14 protein-coding genes are annotated in these 18,580 nt (G+C 73.5%); 7 read left to right on the forward strand and 7 right to left on the reverse strand.

Annotation, left to right across the window (positions count from 1 at the left end):
• Positions 1 to 18: 18 nt before the first annotated feature.
• The 7 genes from DMB38_RS09890 to DMB38_RS09920 all read right to left on the reverse strand — a co-directional run bounded on the left by DMB38_RS09890 (position 19) and on the right by DMB38_RS09920 (position 7,980).
• A complete protein-coding gene (locus DMB38_RS09890; RefSeq protein WP_125934853.1) occupies positions 19 to 1,014 on the reverse strand; it encodes a BadF/BadG/BcrA/BcrD ATPase family protein in 996 nt (331 codons plus the stop codon).
• Positions 1,005 to 2,270 carry a 6-phospho-beta-glucosidase gene (locus DMB38_RS09895; RefSeq protein WP_125934854.1) on the reverse strand — a complete coding sequence of 422 codons (1,266 nt, stop codon included), beginning with the start codon at positions 2,268 to 2,270 and terminating at the stop codon, positions 1,005 to 1,007. Before DMB38_RS09895 ends, DMB38_RS09890 begins: the two co-directional genes overlap by 10 nt.
• Complete coding sequence (locus DMB38_RS09900) at positions 2,267 to 3,196, reverse strand: carbohydrate ABC transporter permease (RefSeq protein ID WP_125934855.1); 930 nt, start codon at positions 3,194 to 3,196, stop codon at positions 2,267 to 2,269. Before DMB38_RS09900 ends, DMB38_RS09895 begins: the two co-directional genes overlap by 4 nt.
• On the reverse strand, positions 3,196 to 4,143 hold the full coding sequence (locus tag DMB38_RS09905; protein ID WP_125934856.1) for a sugar ABC transporter permease: 948 nt from the start codon (positions 4,141 to 4,143) through the stop codon (positions 3,196 to 3,198). Before DMB38_RS09905 ends, DMB38_RS09900 begins: the two co-directional genes overlap by 1 nt.
• Positions 4,143 to 5,489 (reverse strand): ABC transporter substrate-binding protein, encoded by a 1,347-nt coding sequence (locus DMB38_RS09910; RefSeq protein ID WP_125934857.1) that lies wholly within the window; start codon positions 5,487 to 5,489, stop codon positions 4,143 to 4,145. Before DMB38_RS09910 ends, DMB38_RS09905 begins: the two co-directional genes overlap by 1 nt.
• 108 nt (positions 5,490 to 5,597) lie before the next feature.
• Positions 5,598 to 6,803: an ROK family transcriptional regulator gene (locus tag DMB38_RS09915; RefSeq protein WP_125934858.1), complete on the reverse strand. Its 1,206-nt coding sequence runs from the start codon at positions 6,801 to 6,803 to the stop codon at positions 5,598 to 5,600.
• Between the two features lie 166 nt (positions 6,804 to 6,969).
• The gene (locus DMB38_RS09920) at positions 6,970 to 7,980 is read right to left on the reverse strand and encodes a mechanosensitive ion channel family protein (RefSeq protein ID WP_125934859.1); all 1,011 of its coding nucleotides are present in this window, start codon (positions 7,978 to 7,980) and stop codon (positions 6,970 to 6,972) included.
• A gap of 332 nt (positions 7,981 to 8,312) precedes the next feature.
• Here DMB38_RS09920 and DMB38_RS09925 point away from each other — a divergent pair, with 332 nt between their 5' ends.
• The 7 genes from DMB38_RS09925 (at position 8,313) to DMB38_RS09955 (ending at position 18,555) form a co-directional block, all read left to right on the forward strand.
• On the forward strand, positions 8,313 to 8,849 hold the full coding sequence (locus DMB38_RS09925; RefSeq protein WP_047015830.1) for an HNH endonuclease: 537 nt from the start codon (positions 8,313 to 8,315) through the stop codon (positions 8,847 to 8,849).
• Between the two features lie 296 nt (positions 8,850 to 9,145).
• Positions 9,146 to 10,651, forward strand: coding sequence for a hypothetical protein (locus DMB38_RS09930; RefSeq protein WP_125934860.1), 1,506 nt, complete (start codon positions 9,146 to 9,148; stop codon positions 10,649 to 10,651).
• Positions 10,652 to 10,671: 20 nt separating this feature from the next.
• On the forward strand, positions 10,672 to 11,673 hold the full coding sequence (locus tag DMB38_RS09935; protein ID WP_206337671.1) for a glutamate ABC transporter substrate-binding protein: 1,002 nt from the start codon (positions 10,672 to 10,674) through the stop codon (positions 11,671 to 11,673).
• A gap of 90 nt (positions 11,674 to 11,763) precedes the next feature.
• Positions 11,764 to 13,068, forward strand: coding sequence for a hypothetical protein (locus tag DMB38_RS09940; RefSeq protein ID WP_125938926.1), 1,305 nt, complete (start codon positions 11,764 to 11,766; stop codon positions 13,066 to 13,068).
• A gap of 28 nt (positions 13,069 to 13,096) precedes the next feature.
• A complete protein-coding gene (locus tag DMB38_RS09945) occupies positions 13,097 to 15,694 on the forward strand; it encodes a serine/threonine-protein kinase (protein ID WP_206337672.1) in 2,598 nt (865 codons plus the stop codon).
• Positions 15,695 to 15,705: 11 nt separating this feature from the next.
• Positions 15,706 to 17,076 carry a PP2C family serine/threonine-protein phosphatase gene (locus DMB38_RS09950; RefSeq protein ID WP_125934861.1) on the forward strand — a complete coding sequence of 457 codons (1,371 nt, stop codon included), beginning with the start codon at positions 15,706 to 15,708 and terminating at the stop codon, positions 17,074 to 17,076.
• Between the two features lie 123 nt (positions 17,077 to 17,199).
• Positions 17,200 to 18,555: a VWA domain-containing protein gene (locus DMB38_RS09955; protein WP_125934862.1), complete on the forward strand. Its 1,356-nt coding sequence runs from the start codon at positions 17,200 to 17,202 to the stop codon at positions 18,553 to 18,555.
• Positions 18,556 to 18,580 lie beyond the last annotated feature (25 nt).

An 18,580-nucleotide genomic window follows, 5' to 3' on the forward strand; every position in this document is an offset into this window, starting at 1 on the left:
GGCGGGGCCGCCCGGCGGTCAGCCGTAGTGCGCGCGGGTGCGGGACTCGGCTCCCTCCGGGGCGTCCGTGCGGTCCAGGCCCAGGAGCGCCGCGCCCAGCACCGGCGGGGCCGTGACCACCCGGGGGACCGCCTTCGGGGCGCGGGCCGTGAGCAGGGTGCGTATCCGGTCGTCCAACTGCGCGTGGCCCGCGGCCAGGACGCTGCCGCCGAGCACCACCGGCACCTCCTCGTCCAGCAGGCCGAGCCGTTCCAGCGCCACCGCCGCCAGCGCCACCACCTCGTCCGCCTGCCGGTCGATGATGGACCGCGCCACCGGGTCGCCCGCCGCCGCCACCGCGAAGAGCAGCGGCGCCAGCCGCTGGGTGCGCGCCACCGGGACCCGGCCCAGGTGGACGCCCTCGATCAGCTCGTACATCGTGCCGAGGCCGAAGTGCTCCGGCACCGCCGTCGCCAGGGCGGTCGGCTCGCCGCGGCCGTCCTCGGCCCGCGCCGCGTACCAGACCGCCTCCGCCGCGAGCCCCGCGCCGCCGCCCCAGTCGCCCGACAGCCTGCCGAGGGCGAGGAACCGGTGGGTGCGGCCGTCGGGCAGCAGCCCGGCGCAGTTGATGCCGGCACCGCAGACGACGGCGACGCCGCGCGGCTGCGCGCCCGGCGGCAGGCCGGCCCGCAGCAGGGCGAACGTGTCGTTGTGGACGGCGACCGTGCGGCCCCAGCCGCGCGCCTCCAGTTCCGCGCGGACGGTGCGTTCCTCCACGGGCAGGTCGACGTTGGCCAGGCACGCGGACACATGCGCGGCGACGGCACCGCCGGAGCCGTCGCCCCCCGCCTGCCGTACCGCCCCGGCCACCGCCTCCGCCAGCACGTCGACCGCGGCCGCCGCCCCGGTCACCGGCGGCCGGAAGCCGCCGCTGCGCCCCTGGCCCAGCACCGTGCCGTCCGCCGCGACCAGCGCCGCGTCCGTCTTGCTGTTCCCGGCGTCGATCGCCAGCACGGCGACCGGGCTCAGGCCCACGGCAGATGCTCCCGGTTGTGCGCGATCAGGGCGTCCGTCAGCTTCTCGGCCCGGTCGTACTGGCCGACCAGCGGGTGCGCGAGGAGCGCGCGGAAGACGCGCTCGCGCCCGCCCGCCAGCGCCGCCTCCAGCGCGAGGCGCTCGTACGCGGTGGTGTGCGCGACGAGGCCGGCGAAGAGCGGGTCCAGCTCCGGGACCGGCAGCGGCCTCGCGCCCTCGGCGGTGACCTCGGCCTGCACCTCGACGACCGCGTCGTCGGGGAGGAACGGCAGGGTGCCGCGGTTGAGGGTGTTGACGACCTGCACCGCGCCCGCCGCCCCGCCCAGCAGCGACGCGGCGAGTGCGACGGCGGCCTCGGAGTAGTACGCGCCGCCGCGCTTCGACAGCAGCTCCGGCTTGGTGTCGAGCGCCGGGTCGGCGTACATCCGCAGCAGCTCGGCCTCCATCCCTGCGACCTGCGCGCCCCGCGAGGGACCCTCGCGCTGTTCGCGTACGACCTGGTCGTGGGCGTAGTAGTAGCGCAGGTAGTACGAGGGCACGACGCCGAGCCGGGTGAGCAGGCCGGGCGGCAGCCGCAGCTCCCCGGCGATCCGGGCGCCGTGCTCGCCGATCAGCTTCGGCGTCACGTCGACGCCGCCGGGGCCGCCGAGGCGTACGGCCAGCTCCCAGGTGAGGTGGTTGAGGCCGACGTGCTCCAGGTGGACGTCCGCGGGCGGGGCATTCAAGAGTCGCGCAAACGTTCGCTGGAGGTGGATGGCGACGTTGCAGAGGCCGACCGCGCGGTGCCCGGCCTGCAGCAGCGCGCGGGTGACGATGCCGACGGGGTTGGTGAAGTCGATGATCCAGGCGTCGGGGGCGGCCTTGCGGACCCGTTCGGCGATGTCGAGCACCACGGGCACGGTGCGCAGCGCCTTGGCGAGCCCGCCCGCGCCGGTCGTCTCCTGCCCGACGCAGCCGCAGTCCAGCGGCCACGTCTCGTCCTGCTGCCGCGCCGCCTGCCCGCCGACGCGCAGTTGGAGGAGCACCGCGTCCGCGCCCTGGACGCCCTCCTCCAGCCGGGCGGTGGTGACGACCCGCCCGTCGTGGCCCTGCCGGGCGAACATCCGCCGCGCCAGGGCGCCGATCAGGTCCAGCCGCTCGGCGGCGGGGTCGATGAGGACCAGTTCGTCGACGGGCAGCGTCTCGCGCAGCCGCGCGAAGCCGTCGACCAGCTCGGGCGTGTAGGTCGAGCCGCCGCCTACCACTGCGAGTTTCAACCTTTGACTCCTGTCAGGGTGACGCCCTCGATGAAGGCTTTCTGGGCGAAGAAGAACACCACGATCACCGGGGCCATGACCAGGACCGTGGCCGCCATGGTGAGGTTCCAGTCGGTCTGGTGGGCACCCTTGAAGGACTCGAGGCCATAGCTCAGCGTCCACCAGCCCGGGTTCTCCGAGGCGTAGATCTGCGGCCCGAAGTAGTCGTTCCAGCAGTAGAAGAAGTGGAACAGGGCGACGGCGGCGATGGCGGGCTTGGCCATCGGGACCACGATGCGCAGCAGGATGCGCAGTTCGCCGCAGCCGTCGATGCGTGCGGCCTCGGTGTACTCGCGCGGGATGGTCAGCAGGAACTGGCGCAGCAGGAAGACGCTGAAGGGGTTGGCGAAGGCGAAGGGGATGATCAGCGGCCACAGCGTGCCGGTCATGTCCATCTGCCGGGACCAGAACAGGTACATGGGCACGATGACGACCTGCGGGGGCAGCATCATGGCCGCGATGACCATCATCATCGCCAGGTTCCGGCCGCGGAAGCGGAACGTGGCCAGCGCGTACGCCACGGGGAGGCTGGAGCCGACCGCGAGCACGGTGCCCAGGCCCGCGTAGAGCAGCGTGTTGCGCCACCAGGTGAGGAAGCCCGGGGTCTCCCACACGGTGCCGAAGTTGCCCCACTCCCAGGTGCGCGGCCACAGCGCCCGGGTGAGCGCCTGGTCGTCGCTCATCACGGCGGTGAGGAAGACGAAGACGAAGGGCAGCACGAAGAAGAGCGCGGCGGCGATCGCCAGGGCGTGCACCGCGACCCGGTTCAGCAGCTCATTGCGGCGCGCCTGCGCGTTCGTCGCGGGACCGCGCCGCGGGCGCCGCCCCCGGGTCGCGGGGCGCGCCGCCGCCGGCCGCTTCCGCTCGACCGGATGTACCGCGGCCATCAGCCGTCCTCCTTCAGGAAGCCGCTGCCGCGGCGCATGAGCACGTACGTGAAGCCCATCGCGAGGACGAAGAGCACGAGGGCGACGACGCATGCGGCGCCCGTGTCGAACCGCTGGAAGCCCAGGTGGTAGACGCTCTGCGGGACGGTGAGGGTCGACTTCTCCGGGTAGCCGGGCTCGAAGTGCTGTCCCGAGCCGCCGATGACGCCGCTGGCGACCTTCGCGGCCACGATGGGCTCGGTGTAGTACTGCATCGTGGCGATCACGCCGGTGACGACGGCGAAGAGCACGACGGGCCGGATGTTCGGCAGGGTGACGTACCGGAAGCGGGACCAGGCGCCGGCGCCGTCCAGCTCGGCGGCCTCGTACTGCTCCCTGGGCACGTCCAGCAGCGACGCCATGAAGATGACCATGAGGTCGCCGACGCACCACAGCGCGAGGACCGTGAGCGCCGGTTTGGACCACTGCGCGTCGTTGAACCAGCCCGGCTCGCCCAGGCCGAGGCGGCCGAGGACGGTGTTGACCGGTCCGGTGCCGGGGTTCATCAGGAAGACGAACGACATGGTGGCGGCGACCGGCGGCGCCAGGTACGGCAGGTAGAACAGGGTGCGGAAGACGCCCGCGCCCGTCTTGATCCTGGTGATGAGCAGGCCGATGCCGAGCCCGAAGACCGTGCGCAGGGTGACCATCACGGCCACCAGCCACAGGGTGTTGGTCAGGGCGGGCCAGAAGAAGGGGTAGTCGAAGAGGACGTAGCGCCAGTTCTTCAGCCCCACCCAGACGGGGTCGGTGAACCCGTCGTACTTCATGAAGGAGAAGTAGACGGTCGCGCCGAGGGGGTAGGCGAAGAAGACGCCGAAGCCGACGAGCCAGGGCGAGAGGAACCCGAGGGTGCGCAGCGCCGCGCGGCGGCGCCGCGCACCCAGGGTGTGGACGGCGGCGGCCATCAGCCGGCCTGCGCGTTGTCCTTGTCGATCTGCTCGTCGGCCTGCTCCAGCAGGGACCGCAGATCGTCCTCCTCGCCCTTCTCGTACTTCAGCCCGTAGTCCTGGAGCGTGAGCAGGAAGGCGCCGCCGTTCTTCGAGGGCGGCGCGTGGCTGGACCCGGGGTGCTGGGCGATGTCGACGAACGTGCGGTAGACCGGGTCGTCGTTGAGCTTCGGGGATTTCAGCGCGGCGAGCGTGGAGGGCACGTTGTGGATGGCGTTGGCGAAGTCCACGACGGCGTCGGTGTCCGTGGTGAGGTACTTCACCAGCTCCCAGGCGGCGTTCTTCTTCTCGCTGGTGGTGGCGATGCCGGTGATGGTGCCGGAGAGGTAGCCCTTGCCGTACGAGTCCGCCTGGTCGTCGGGGACGGGGAAGGGGGCCGCGCCTATCTCGAAGCCGACGCCGGCGTCGGCGGCCATCTTGCCGCGCCACTCGCCGTCCATCTGCATGGCGACCTGGCCGGTGTGGAAGGGGTGCTTGGGGCCCCACTCGTCGCCGAAGGTGTTGCGGTACTTGCGCAGCTTCTCGAAGCCACCGAGGGCGTCGACCATGCCCTTCTGCCACTCGAACAGCTCGGCCATCCTCGGGTCGCCGGCGGCGTTGGACTTGCCCTCGTCGTCGAAGTAGGTGAGGCCGAACTGCCCGCCGTAGTGCTCGACGGTGGTCTCGTAGCCCTGGAAGTTGGGCATGAAGCCGAGCTGCTCGTAGCCGTCGCCGTCGGGCTTGGTGAGCTTCTTGGCGACCTCGTCCAGCTCGGAGAGGGTCTTCGGCGGGGCGTCGATGCCGGCTTCCGCGAAGGCGTCCTTGTTGTAGTAGAGGCCGTAGGCGTCGCCGAGCAGGGGCAGCGCGCAGCGCTTCCCCTCGTACTGGGTGTACTCCAGCATCGGCGCCGGGAAGGTCTCCTCCGGGCTGATGCCGGACTTCTTCAGGAACGGGTCGAGGTCGGCGAGGACGTGGGAGGAGCAGAAGCGGCCGACGTTGTCGGTGGTGAACGAGGAGACCACGTCGGGGCCGTTGGAGCCGCCGGCGCGCAGGCCCTGGTTGAGCTTGTCGTCGTTGACACCCTTCACGGACTTCACCGTGATGTTGGGGAACTTCTCCTCGAAGGCGTCGATGTTGGCCTCGATCGCCTCGACCTCGGACGGCGCGCTCCAGCCGTGCCAGAAGGTGAGCGTGACGTCGGCGTCGGGGTCGTCGTTCGCGGCGCCCGAGTCGTTGCCGCCGGTGCAGGCGGCGACGGAGAGGGAGAGCGCGGCCGCGGCGGCGACCGCGGCGACGGCGCGGCCGCGTGGACGGGTCGTGGGCATGGTCGTCGTACCTCCTGGCGGATGCAGGGGAATCGGGTGGGTGCCGGCGAGCCGGGCAGGGGGTGGGGCGGGTGGGACCGGCGTACGGAGAGAGGGGCCGGGCGGGTGTCAGCGGGCGGTGGTGTCGAAGACCTCGTCGCGGGTGGTGGCGAGCGCGCTCTCCAGCGCGCCGGTGAGGACCGGGTGCCGCTCGACCTCGCCCGTCACCAGGCGCGGCCGGGGCGCGGCCAGTTCGGCCAGCTCGGACTGGACGAGCGCGCGCAGCCGGTCGCCGCCGGCGGTGAGCACGGCGCCGGAGAGCACGATGAGCTGCGGGTCGAGGACGGCGACGACGGAGGCGAGGCCGACGGCCAGGCGCTGGGCGTAGCGGTCGAGCAGTTCGGCGTGGCCGGGTTCCTCCGGTGCGGCGGCGGCGCGGGCGACGAGGTCCGCGGCGACCTCGGCGTAGTGCCCGCGGCCGGGGGTGAGGCCCAGTTCGCGGGCGAGCGGGGCGAGCGCCTGGGCGCCGGCCAGCTCCTGGAAGCCGCCGCTGTTGGCGCGGGTGACCTGGCGGACGAGGGTGGCGCCGGGCACCGGCAGGAAGCCGACCTCGCCGGCGCCGCCGGTGCCGCCGCGGTGCAGCCGGCCGCCGATGACGACGGCGGCGCCGAGGCCCTCCTCGTTCCAGAGCAGGACGAAGTCGTCGTGGCCGCGGGCGGCGCCGCGGCGCTGCTCGGCGACGGCGGCGAGGTTCACGTCGTTGTCGTAGGCGAGCGGCATGGGCAGGGCGGCGGCCAGCTCCTCCAGCAGCGTCGGGGAGTGCCAGCCGGGGAGGTGGGAGGCGTAGCGCAGGCGGCCGGTGCCGGGGTCGAAGGCGCCGGGGGTGCCGATGACGGCGCGGTGGAGTTCCGCGCGGGTGAGCCCGGCGTCCTTGGCGGCGCCGTCGACGGCGCGGACGACGCGGCGCACGGTCCCCTCCGCGGCGCCGCCGCCGGTGCGCTTGGCGGTGGCCAGCTCGTACGAGCCGACCGTGCGCCCGGTGACGTCGGCGACGGCCGCGCGGATCCGGGCGGCGGTGACGTCGAGCCCGACGACGTGGGCGACGGCGGGGTTGAGGGCGTAGAGCTGGGCGTTGGGTCCCGGGCTGCCCTCGCTGGTGCCGGTGGCGACGACCAGCCCGGCCGCCTCCAGACGGGCCAGCAACTGCGAGGCGGTCGGCTTGGAGAGGCCGGTGAGCTTGCCGAGCCGGGTGCGCGAGAGCGTGCCGTGCTCCAGCAGCAGCTCCAGCGCGGCGCGGTCGTTCATCGCGCGCAGCGTCCCCGGGCCACCGGCCATGGGCGTCACCTCTCCCCGGTCCGGACGGGTGCCGTACCGCTCGCCGCTCCGAATGGTTAGGAAACTTTCCTATCGGAGTGCGGCGAAAGTAATGCCGTGGACGAAGCGCGTCAAGAGTACGGGCGAAAAGCGCGCCGGGCCGCCCGCGGCTGCCCGGGGGACGGGACTACTCCCCGCCGCCACCGCCGCCCGACGGCGCCTGCCGGACCACCGCCACCTGCTCCGCCCGGGGCGGCACGATCGCTCCCGGCGGTACGTCCGACATGACGACCCCGGCCGCGAGCAGCGCCTCCCGGATCCGCCAGCGCAGCTCCCGCTCGACCCCGATGGACTTCCCCGGCATCGTCCTGACCTGCACCTGGATGACGGCGGTGCCCTGCGCGACGGCGGTGAGGCCGAGCACGTCGACCTCGCCCCACAACTGCTCGCTCCACGGCTCGGTGACGCCGAACTCCTCGCCGGCGGCGGCGATCACGTCGCGCACCCGGTCCAGGTCCTCGCCTGCGGCCACCGGCACGTCGACGACGGCCGTCGCCCAGCCCTGGCTGAGGTTGCCGATCCGCTTGACCTCGCCGTTGCGCATGTACCAGATCGCCCCGTTGTCGCCGCGCAGCTTGGTCACGCGCAGCCCGACCTCGATCACCTCGCCGGTGACCTCGCCGACGTCGATGGTGTCCCCGACCCCGTACTGGTCCTCGATGAGCATGAAGACGCCGGAGAGGAAGTCCATCACCAGGTTGCGGGCGCCGAAGCCGAGCGCGACGCCCGCGACGCCGGCGCTGGCCAGCAGCGGTGCCAGGTCGATCTTGAGGGCGGAGAGCACGGTGAGGGCGGCTGTGCCGAGAATCACGAAGGAGGCGCTGCTGCGCAGGATGGAACCGAGTGCTTCGGACCGCTGTCTGCGTCTCTCGTGGTTGACGAGGAGCCCGCCGAGGGCGGTGCCGTCCACGGCGTCCGCGGTGCGCGTCATCCGCGTTATCAGCTTGGTGATCATGCGCTGGACCACGCGCCGCAGCACGTACGCGATCACGACGACGAGCAGGATCCGCAGGCCCACGCCCAGCCAGGAGGCCCAGTTCTCCTGGATCCACCCGGCCGTCTCCTCCGCGCTCTTGCGCGAGTCCTCAAGCGGCGTCGGGGAGGGGCTCTCGGCAGCCGGGCGAGCGGTGGCGAACACGGCGTGGAACCTTCCGTTCAGGGGCGGACGCCCTCACCCTACCCGCCGCTCCGGCCTGCTCCTTTAGCGTCGCTTTACCGTCGCGGGACCGTCCGGCGGGCGCCGTGGGGCCCCTCGGCGGCGCCCGTGTTGCGGTCCGGTTACCGCCCGGTGGGAGCAGGCGTAGGGCGGGCCGGATGGGGGGATCAACATCACGGGGACGGCCGCGGAACCTTGCCGGGCGGTTGGCCCGTTTACCTGATCGTGGTGGCGCGGAGGCGGGGGTGCAGGACACACTGTTGACCAGATCGTCCCGGCGCGAGCCACGCGCCGCCGGCGTACAAGGAGGCACCGTGCCGCACGTCCTCGTCCTCAATGCTTCCTACGAGCCGCTCGGCGTCGTGCCACTGCGCCGCGCGCTCGTGCTGGTGCTGAACGGCAAAGCGGTCAGCCTGGAGGAATCCGGTGCCTTCCTGCACAGCGCCACGCGGGTGATAGCGGCGCCAAGCGTCGTGCGCCTGCAGAGGTTCGTACGGGTCCCCGTGAGGGGGCCCGTTCCGCTCACGCGCCGGGCGCTCTTCGCCCGCGACGGCGGGCGCTGCGCGTACTGCGGCGGAGTGGCCACCAGCGTCGACCACGTGATCCCGCGCAGCCGCGGCGGCCAGCACCGCTGGGACAACGTCGTGGCGGCCTGCCGCCGCTGCAACCACGTGAAGGCCGACCGGGCGATCCACGAGCTGGGCTGGCGGTTGCGCCATCAGCCCGCGCCGCCGTCCGGACTGGCCTGGCGCATCATCGGGACAGGGCATAGGGACCCGCGCTGGCTGCCCTACCTGCAGCCATACGGCGCGGACGAGGCCCTGGCCCGGATCGACGGCATCTCTGCCTAGAACCGGGCCTTTGTTATGCCCGCGGCGACCCCCGCCGCGGCCCCGGCACCCCGGCACTCCCCCCGGGGCGCAGAAGCCGGTCGGAACAGGAACCGAACGGATGCGCTGCGCGTGAAGAAGGGCAGGATGGGCCCCGACGCCCGCTCGTGCAGCGCGCTACGGTACCGATCCGAACAAGATCCCGGGAATCGCGGTGTGACGGCCTGAGCGGGCCGCCATACTTGCCGACGTGCCCGGGGTGGACTGGACCCGCCCACGCAACCGGGCGAACAGCCAGCGACCCAGGGGGAGGTCACGTGACGTACCCGCCGCCGGCCGGCAGCGCCGCGCCGCCGGAGCATCGGACCGCGCCAGCGTTTCCCGCGCAGGCCGGCCCCGACGGCCCACTCGTACCGCAGCCGGGCTCCCCCGCGGGCGGCTCCGCCGCACCGCCGCCGCCCGCCGTGCCGCCGGGGCGGCGCTCCGCGTTCGCCGAGGGCGTCGACCGGCTGCGCGCCGCCGCCACCACCGAGCCGGGCCGGCTGCGGATCATCGGGGCCGTACTGGCGGCGCTGGTCGTGCTCTTCGGGGCGCTCACCGCCTGGCAGGTGTCCGACCGTGCCGCCGCGGCCGACGACGTCATCAACCGCAGCCAGCCGCTGAGCGCCGACGCCGCCGACATCTACCGCTCGCTGGCCGGGGCCAACACCACGGCGTCCAGCGGCTTCCTGGAGGGCGGGCAGGAGCCGGCCCAGGTGCGCGAGCGGTACGACGCGGACATCCAGCAGGCGTCGAAGCTGCTGGTGAAGGCCGCGGCCAACTCCCAGGGCGCCGCGGAGTCGCAGAAGCAGATCGAGAAGCTGAACCAGGCGCTGCCGGTCTACACCTCGCTGGTCGAGACGGCCCGCGCCAACAACCGCCAGGGCCTGCCCCTCGGCGGTGCGTACCTGCGCTACGCGGACGAGCAGATGCGCGAGACGCTGCTGCCCGCCGCCGAGCAGCTCTACCTCTCCGAGACCGGCCAGTTGGAGCAGGACTACTCCGACGCCAAGTCATGGCCGTGGGCCGCGCTTGCCAGCGGACTGCTCGCGCTCGGGGTCCTGTTCTGGGCGCAGCGCCGCCACTACCTCCGTACGAACCGGGTGTTCAACCACGGCCTGCTGGCGGCCTCCGCGGCCACCGTGATCGTGCTGCTCTGGCTCTCCGTCGGGCACACCTTCGCCCGCTCCGGGCTCGGCGACTCCGACCGGCACGGCGCCCAGTCGATGCACGCGCTCAACGAGGCGCGGATCAACACCCTGCGGGCCCGCGCGGACGAGAACCTGACGTACGTCAACCGCGGTGCCGTCACCACCGAGGAGGGCCTCGACAAGTACGAGGACAGCTACCTCAAGGGCATGACCGAGCTGGCCGGCAAGAAAGCCGGCGCCAAGGCGGCGCCGGAGCAGAGCCTGCTCGGCCGCGCCCTGGAGCTGGCCGACGACGACCAGGGCCGCGAGCCGGTCGCCGAGGCCGCCGACAAGGTGCGCGAATGGCGCAAGCTGCACGGCGAGGCGCAGGAGAAGAACGTCGCGGGCGACTACGAGGGCGCCAAGGACATGGTCATCGGCGGTGACGGGGAGAAGTCGACCAGCGAGTTCTTCGACCAGGTCGACGAGAGCCTCAGGGAGGCCCTGGAGCACGAGCGCGGGGAGTTCGAGTCCGCGGCGGAGGACGGCCGCGGGGCGCTCTCCGGGCTGTGGATCGGCGCCGGGGTGCTCGCCGTGCTCGGCGCGGCCGGCGCGGTGTTCGGCATCGGCCGCAGGCTCTCGGAGTACCGATGACGGCGAAGGGGGAGGCAGCGATGCGGACGGCGAAGGCACCGAGGACGAGGCGGAACCTGCGCGGCTGGGGCGGCGTGGCCGGGACGGCGGCGGCCGTCGCGCTCACCGCCGCCCTGCTGCCCGGTCTCACGGGCGACGGCCGCCAGGACGGCGCGGCGGACGACCGCGCCGCCGGCGGCGCGGTCGCGGCGCAGCCGGCCAAGGCGGCGAAGGCGGGCCAGGAGGAGTGCGAGACGCCGGAGGCGAGCCTGCGGCCGTCCGCGACCGCGTCGGGCGACGGCGTCAAGCGGATCCAGGAGCGCGAGTACCTGATCGCCGGCATCGACCAGAACAGCTTCCAGTGGGGGTACCGCAACCCGCTCACCGGCGATCTCGAAGGCTTCGACATCGACCTGGCGCGGGCCATCGCCGAGGAGATCCTCGGCGACGAGAAGAAGATCGTCTTCCGTTCCATCCCGACCAGCCAGCGCATCCCGGCGCTCCAGAAGAACGACGTCGACATCGTGGTGCGCACGATGACCATCAACTGCGAGCGCATCCAGGACGTGGCGTTCTCCACCGAGTACTTCACCGGGGACCAGGCGGTGCTGGCGCCCGCCGACTCGGAGATCACCGGCTTCGACGAGAGCCTGGACGGCAAGCGCGTCTGCACCGCCGACGGCTCCACGGGCCAGGCCGCCCTGGAGGAGGAGTCGTACGGCGCAAAGGTCATGCTGGTGCCCAACCAGCTCGACTGCCTGGTGCGGGTGCAGCTCGGCGACGCCGACGCGGTCGTCACCGACAACGCGCTGGCGGCGGGCCAGGCCGCGCAGGACCCGTCGATGAAGCTCTTCGGCACCCTGGACCAGCCCGAGCCCTACGGCGTGGCGATGAACCTGGACGACGACGATCTGGTGCGCCGGGTCAACAAGCTGCTCGACGACTACCGCAAGGACGGGCGCTGGCAGGACGCCTACGACAAGTGGCTGGCCGACGCCATGCCGGGGATCGAGGGACCGCCGGCCCCCAAGTACAAGGACTGAGCCGGCGCACGCCGGAGCAGGAACAGCAGGGCAACGGGCAGAGTACGGCAGCACGGAGGGAAACAGATGCCGCTCCCGCCACGGGGTTCGATGGACCGCGAGGAGGTCGATCGTGCGCTCGCGCGGCTGGGAGCCGAGCACGAGGCGATCGAGACCTCGCTGCTCGCGCTCCAGGACCACGCGGGACGCCGGCTGCTGGAGGGCGCCGAGCTGTCCGGTACGACCAAGGAGCGCTGGGCCGCCGCCGAGCAGGCGATCTCGCTGCTCTGGGCGCACTTCGACGCGTACACCGGCGCGCTGGGCTCGGCCCGGGAGATCCGGGCCCGGCGCCGCTCGCCGGGCGCCGCGGAGCTGGCCGAGCTGACGGCGCTGCTGCGGGACCACGGCGTCACCATCGCGCCGGGCGCCGCGGCCCTGCCGCGTACCGTCGCCGGCGGCTATCCGGCGTCGCTGACGGGGCCGGCCCGGCTGTCGGAGTCGCTGAAGCTGGACGAGCTGGTGGAGCGGATGAACCGGTGGTACGCGGAGGTGATCGACGTCGTCGCGGCGGCGGACTCCGTGTGGTCGGCGCTGCCCGCGCGCATCGACCTGCTCGCCGCCGAGCTGCAGCGCACCCGGTCGCTGGCCCACTCCGTCGGCGTACGTTCCGGGGAGCACCCGGCGGGCGACGACCTGGAGCGGATCACCGCGGAACTGGCGTCGCTCCGCGACGAGGTGGTGCGCGACCCGCTGGCGTTCTGGTCCCGGCCCGCGGGGCGCAGCCCCGGCGCGGCGCCCGGCGGCGGCACGCCGGACACCACGCGCTACGACGCGGCGGCGCGCGGCCTGGAGGACGTGCGCCGGGAGATCGACGCCGTGCTGCACGTCCGGCAGGACGCGGAGGAGCGGCTGATCAAGGTGCGCGACGTGCTGTCGCGCGCGGACCGTACGCTGGGCGAGGCGCGGCGGGCGCGCGGCGAGGTGCTGGCGAAGATAGCGGCGTCCGAGGTGCCGGCGGTCAGCGGCCCGCCGACCGCGTTGAACGAGCAGTTGGCCACCGCGGTCGAGTTCCGCAGGCGCGCCCAGTGGCACCGGCTCTCGCCGCTGCTGGAGAGTCTGGAGCAGCGGGCCGAGGAGGAGTTGCTACGGGCGCGGGAGTCGCTGACGGCGGTGACCGCGCCGCTGGCCGTGCGCGCGGAGCTGCGCGGCCGGCTGGACGCGTACAAGGCGAAGGTGGCCCGGCACGGCTTCGCCGAGGACCGCATCCTGGTGGAGCGGTACGACGCAGCGCGCCGGCTGCTGTGGTCGGCGCCCTGCGATCTGATCGCGGCGGAGCAGGCGGTGCTGCGCTACCAGCGGGCCACGGCGGAGGTGCTGGCGGCGGGACCGGTCGATCGGCCCGGGGGCACGGCGTGAGGCTGGACGGAACGGAGTTGGGGGAGTCATGAGCAACGCGCAGGCATGTCAGCGGCCGGGCTGCGGAGGCACGTACGAGGACGTCGGCGGCGGCGAGCTGTACTGCGACACCTGCGGGCTCGCCCCCGTCGTCTCGCCGGACGGCGTGGTCGGCTCGGCGCCCACCGGGGTGACCGGGCACCGCCGCGGCAGCCGGGGCAGCCGGGGCAGTTCCTCGTCGAGCGGTTCCAGCGCGTCGAGCCGGTCGAGCAGCACGTCGCGGAGTAGTTCGCGGGCGTCGCGCCGGTCGGTGTCCGGGCGGCTGTCGCGCGCGCTGACCGGGGAGTCGACGGGCCGTTCCGTCTCGGTGAAGAGTTCGCGTACGTCCGCGGTGGCCTCCCGCGGCAAGCTGGGCGCGGGCCTGGTCTCGGTGCCGGAGGTGCCGCGGCCCGACCCGCGCACGGCGGTGCTGGCGAACCCCGAGGTGCCCGAGCGCAAGCGGTACTGCAGCCGCAGCGAGTGCGGGGCGCCGGTGGGCCGTTCGCGCGGCGGGCGGCCGGGGCGTACGGAGGGCTTCTGCACCAAGTGCGGGCAGCCGTACTCCTTCGTGCCCAAGCTCCAGGAGGGCGACATCGTCCACGGGCAGTACCAGGTCGCGGGCTGCCTCGCGCACGGCGGCCTGGGCTGGATCTACCTGGCGATCGACCGCGCCGTCGCCGACCGCTGGGTGGTCCTCAAGGGCCTGCTGAACACCGGTGACGAGGACGCCATCGCGGCGGCCGTCTCCGAGCGCAGGTTCCTCGCGGAGATCGAGCACGCGGGCATCGTGCGCATCTACAACTTCGTCGAGCACCTCGACCAGCGCACCGGCAGCCTCGACGGCTACATCGTGATGGAGTACGTCGGCGGCAAGTCGATGAAGGAGATCGCCAACGAGCGGCGCACGCCGGACGGCAAGCGCGACCCGCTGCCGGTCGAGGTGGCGTGCGCGTACGGCATCGAGGCGCTGGAGGCGCTCGGCCACCTGCACAGCCGCAACCTGCTGTACTGCGACTTCAAGGTCGACAACGCCATCCAGCAGGGCGACCAGCTCAAGCTCATCGACATGGGCGCGGTGCGCCGCATGGACGACGACGAGTCCGCGATCTTCGGCACGGTGGGCTACCAGGCGCCCGAGGTGGCCGACGTCGGCCCGTCCATCGCCTCCGACCTGTACACGGTGGCGCGCACGCTGGCCGTGCTCACCTTCGACTTCCAGGGCTACACCAACGTCTTCGTCGACACCCTGCCCGACCCGGACTCGATCGACGTCTTCAACCGGTACGAGTCCTTCTACCGCCTGCTGGTCCGCGCCACCGACCCCGACCCGGCCCGCCGGTTCGCCTCGGCCGCGGAGATGTCCGAGCAACTGACGGGCGTGCTGCGGGAGGTCGTGGCGCTGCAGACGGGCAAGCCGCAGCCGGCGCTCTCCACGCTCTTCGGTCCCGAGCTGCGGGTGGTGGACACCGAGCTGTTCCCGCCGGCGACCGGCGAGACCTCGCAGCTCGGCGCCCGGCCCGTCAGCAAGCGCGAGCGCGCGGCGCGGGCCGCGGGCAACGGCGTTCCGGCGCTGCCGCCCGCGCAGGGCGTACCGCCGCAGTTGCCGGGCGGCGGGCCGGGGATGGGCACGCAGGTGGCGCTGCCCGCGCAGATCGCGGACACGCTGCCGCTGGACTCCCCCGCCGCGGCGCTGGCGCTGCCGGTGCCGCGGGTGAGCCCCAGCGACCCCAACGCGGGCTTCCTCGCGGGCCTGATGGCGTCCGCGCCGGCGGAGCTGACCGCGGCGCTGGCCAACGCGCCGACGGACTCCATCGAGCTGCAGTTGCGCCGGGTACGCGCCCACCTGGAGCTGGGCGACCTGGCCGCGACCGGCTCCACGCTGGCCGAGCTGGGCGAGCAGCACCCCGACGACTGGCGGATCGTCTGGTACCGCGGGCTCCAGGCGCTGGCCACCCGCGACTTCGAGACCGCCGCGCTCTCCTTCGACGCGATCTACGACGCCTTCCCCGGCGAGCCCGCGCCGAAGCTGGCGCTGGGCATCTGCGCCGAGGTGCTGGGCCAGCTCGACAACGCCACCGAGTACTACCGGCTGGTGTGGACGACCGACCCCGCCTACGTCAGCGCCGCGTTCGGGCTCGCCCGGGTGCGGCTCGCCGCCGCCGACAGGTCCGGTGCGGTACGGGCGCTGGAGTCCGTACCGGAGGCGTCGATCCACTACACCGCGGCGCGGGTCGCGGCGATCAGGGCCCGGCTGCGCCAGCGCGCCCCGCAGGAGCCGCTGCTCACCGATCTGCAGGCGGCAGGTACGCAGGTCGAGCGGCTGCAGGACGTGGGCCTGGACGCGGGCCGCAGAGCCCGGCTCGCCACCGAGGTGCTGGGCAGCGCGCTGGACTGGGTGCTCACCGGCCGCACCGGGGCCGGTCAGCACCCGGCCGCACCGGCGGGTCCGCCGCAGCAGCCGCTGCTGGGGTGCACGCTGGACGAGGACGGGCTGCGGCTCGGTCTGGAAAACTCCTTCCGGGTGCTGGCCCGTCTCGCGCAGCACGGCCATGAGCGGATCGACATGGTCGAACGGGCCAACCGCTACCGGCCGAAGACCTGGGTATGAGAGGAAAGCCCATGGCGAACACACCTCCCGTATCCCAACTGCACTCGTGCCCCTCGTGCGAGGAGCCGCTGGAGGAGGGTGACCTGTTCTGCGGGGCGTGCGGTGCGGATCTCGCCGCGCCCGCCCCCGCGCCCGCGGCGGCCGCACCGGCGGCCGCGGCACCCTCGGCCGGCCCCAACGGAGCCGCGCCCGCCGCGGCTCCGGGCGCGCCGCCCGCCGGCCAGGTCGCCGCGCCGGACAGCCGGCCTTCCGACGGGCAGCGCACCGGCAGTTACCGCATCGCGGGCCCCGGAACCGCCCCGCAGGGCGGCGGGGACTCCGGCGAGTTCCTCCTCGACACGCCCGCGGAGGACCCGGAGCACTACCGCATCGCCGAGCCGGTGGCGCCGCAGGGCGCCGACCCGCGCGCGGCGCTCGGCACCGCCGCCCCGGACGCCCCGGCCGCCGCCGAGGCGCCGGCCGCGGGTCAGGTGCCGCCCGGGCGGCGCTGCATCGCGTGCCGTACGGGCGCGATCGACGCCGACGGCTACTGCGAGCGCTGCGGCCACGCGCAGCCGCGCGAGCGGGACCACATGGAGCACGAGGTGGAGGGCGTCGCCGCGGTCAGCGACCGGGGCCTGCGCCACCACCGCAACGAGGACTTCTTCGCCATCGCCGGGACCGCCCTGCCCAACGGCGCGCCGGCCACGGTCGCCGTCGTCTGCGACGGCGTGTCCTCGGCCGGCCGCCCGGACGAGGCGTCCGCCGCCGCCAGCGTCGCCGCGGGGGCATCGCTGCAGGCCACGCTGGGCCGCGGGCTGCATCCGCAGCAGGCGATGCACGAGGCGCTGCTGGCCGCCGCGGGCTCCGTCAACGAACTGGCCGCGCAGCACTCGCCGCTGAGCCACCAGAACGCGCCGGCCTGCACGATCGTCAGCGCGGTGATCGCCGGCGGCATCCTCACCGTCGGCTGGGTCGGCGACTCGCGCGCGTACTGGGTGCCGGACGACCGCGCCGCGCCGTCGGCCCGGCTCACCGAGGACGACTCGTGGGCCGCGCAGATGGTCGCCGCCGGGCTCATGTCCGAGGCGGACGCCTACGCGGACGAGCGCGCGCACGCGATCACCGGCTGGCTGGGCGCGGACGCGCACGAACTCGACCCGCACACGGCCTCGTTCAAGCCGGACGGGCCCGGCGTGGTGATCGTGTGCACCGACGGGCTCTGGAACTACGCGGAGGCCGCGGCGGAACTGGCCGCCGCCGTGCCCCAGGACGCCGCGACCCGGCCGCTGCACGCGGCCCAGGTGCTCGTCGGCCACGCGCTGGACGGGGGCGGCCACGACAACGTAACAGTGGCGGTGCTCCCGTTCCCGGGACCGGCGGGCGGGGCAGGCCCTTCGTGACGGAGGGGGAACGCGAGGGGGTGTGATCCGCCACGGGGGGCGGCGCGCGCGTAACGTAGTCAGCCTCTCTTGCCCGGTGAATTGTCTACATAGATCTAAATACCATCAGTGGGAGGGGACGAGATGGCCAACTTCTCGAAGTCGAACGCGCCGGAGTTCTCGGTCGAGGTCTACCAGAACGAGTACCTGCCCGAGGGCGGCCGCGAGGTCAACGCGATCGTCACCGTCGCCTCGACGGGCGGCGGCACGACGGGCGGGATGCCGCTGCCCGCCGCCGATCCGGGGCGGACGCAGTTCGGTTCCGCGGGCCCCGACGCGGGCGTGGTGATCATGGTCGACTGCTCGGGTTCGATGGACTATCCCCCCACCAAGATGCGCAATGCCAGGGACGCCACGGCCGCCGCGATCGAGACGGTACGCGACGGCGTCGCCTTCGCCGTCGTCGCCGGCACCCACGTGGCCCGCGAGGTCTACCCCGGCGGCGGCCGGCTCGCGGTCGCCGACGCCGCGACCCGTACCGAGGCCAAGGAGGCGCTGCGCAAGCTGAGCGCCGGCGGCGGTACGGCGATCGGCACCTGGCTGCGGCTCGCGGACAAGCTGCTGGGCTCCTCCGAGGTGGCGATCCGGCACGGCATCCTGCTCACCGACGGCCGCAACGAGCACGAGTCGCCGGAGGACCTGCGCGCCGCGCTCGACGCCTGCGCCGGCCGGTTCACCTGCGACGCCCGCGGCGTCGGCACGGACTGGGAGGTGAAGGAGGTCACCGGCATCGCCTCCGCGCTGCTCGGCACCGCCGACATCGTCGCCGACCCGGCCGGCCTGGCCGCGGACTTCACGCAGATGATGGAGACCGCGATGGGCAAGGAGGTCGCGGACGTGGCGCTGCGGCTCTGGACGCCGCAGGGCTCGGTCATAAAGTTCGTCAAGCAGGTCGCCCCCACGGTCGAGGAACTCACCGAGCGGCGTACGGAGGCCGGCCCGCGCGCCGGCGACTACCCCACGGGCTCGTGGGGCGACGAGTCCCGCGACTACCACGTCTGCGTCGAGGTTCCCCCCGCCTCCGTGGGCCAGGAGATGCTCGCCGCCCGCGTCTCGCTCATCCTGCCGCGCCCCGACGGCAGTGCGCAGACCCTCTCCCAGGGGCTGATCCGGGCGGTGTGGACGGACGACATGGCGGCCTCGACCCGTATCAACGCGCAGGTCGCGCACTACACGGGACAGGCGGAACTCGCCCAGGTCATCCAGGCGGGCCTGGAGGACCGCAAGGCCGGCGACATGGACGGCGCCACGGCGAAACTGGGGCGCGCGGTCCAGCTCGCGAGCGCCTCCGGCAACGCGGACACCGCGAAGCTACTGTCGAAGGTGGTGGACGTGGTGGACGCGGCGAGCGGTACTGTGCGTCTGAAGGCCAAGGTCGCGGAGGCCGACGAGATGACACTGGAGACACGGTCGACGAAGACCGTCCGCGTCAAGAAGTGACGAGAGTGAGACAGGGGGATCCACC

Origin of the sequence: Streptomyces sp. WAC 06738 (assembly GCF_003945505.1) — a bacterium.
GTDB lineage: Bacteria > Actinomycetota > Actinomycetes > Streptomycetales > Streptomycetaceae > Streptomyces.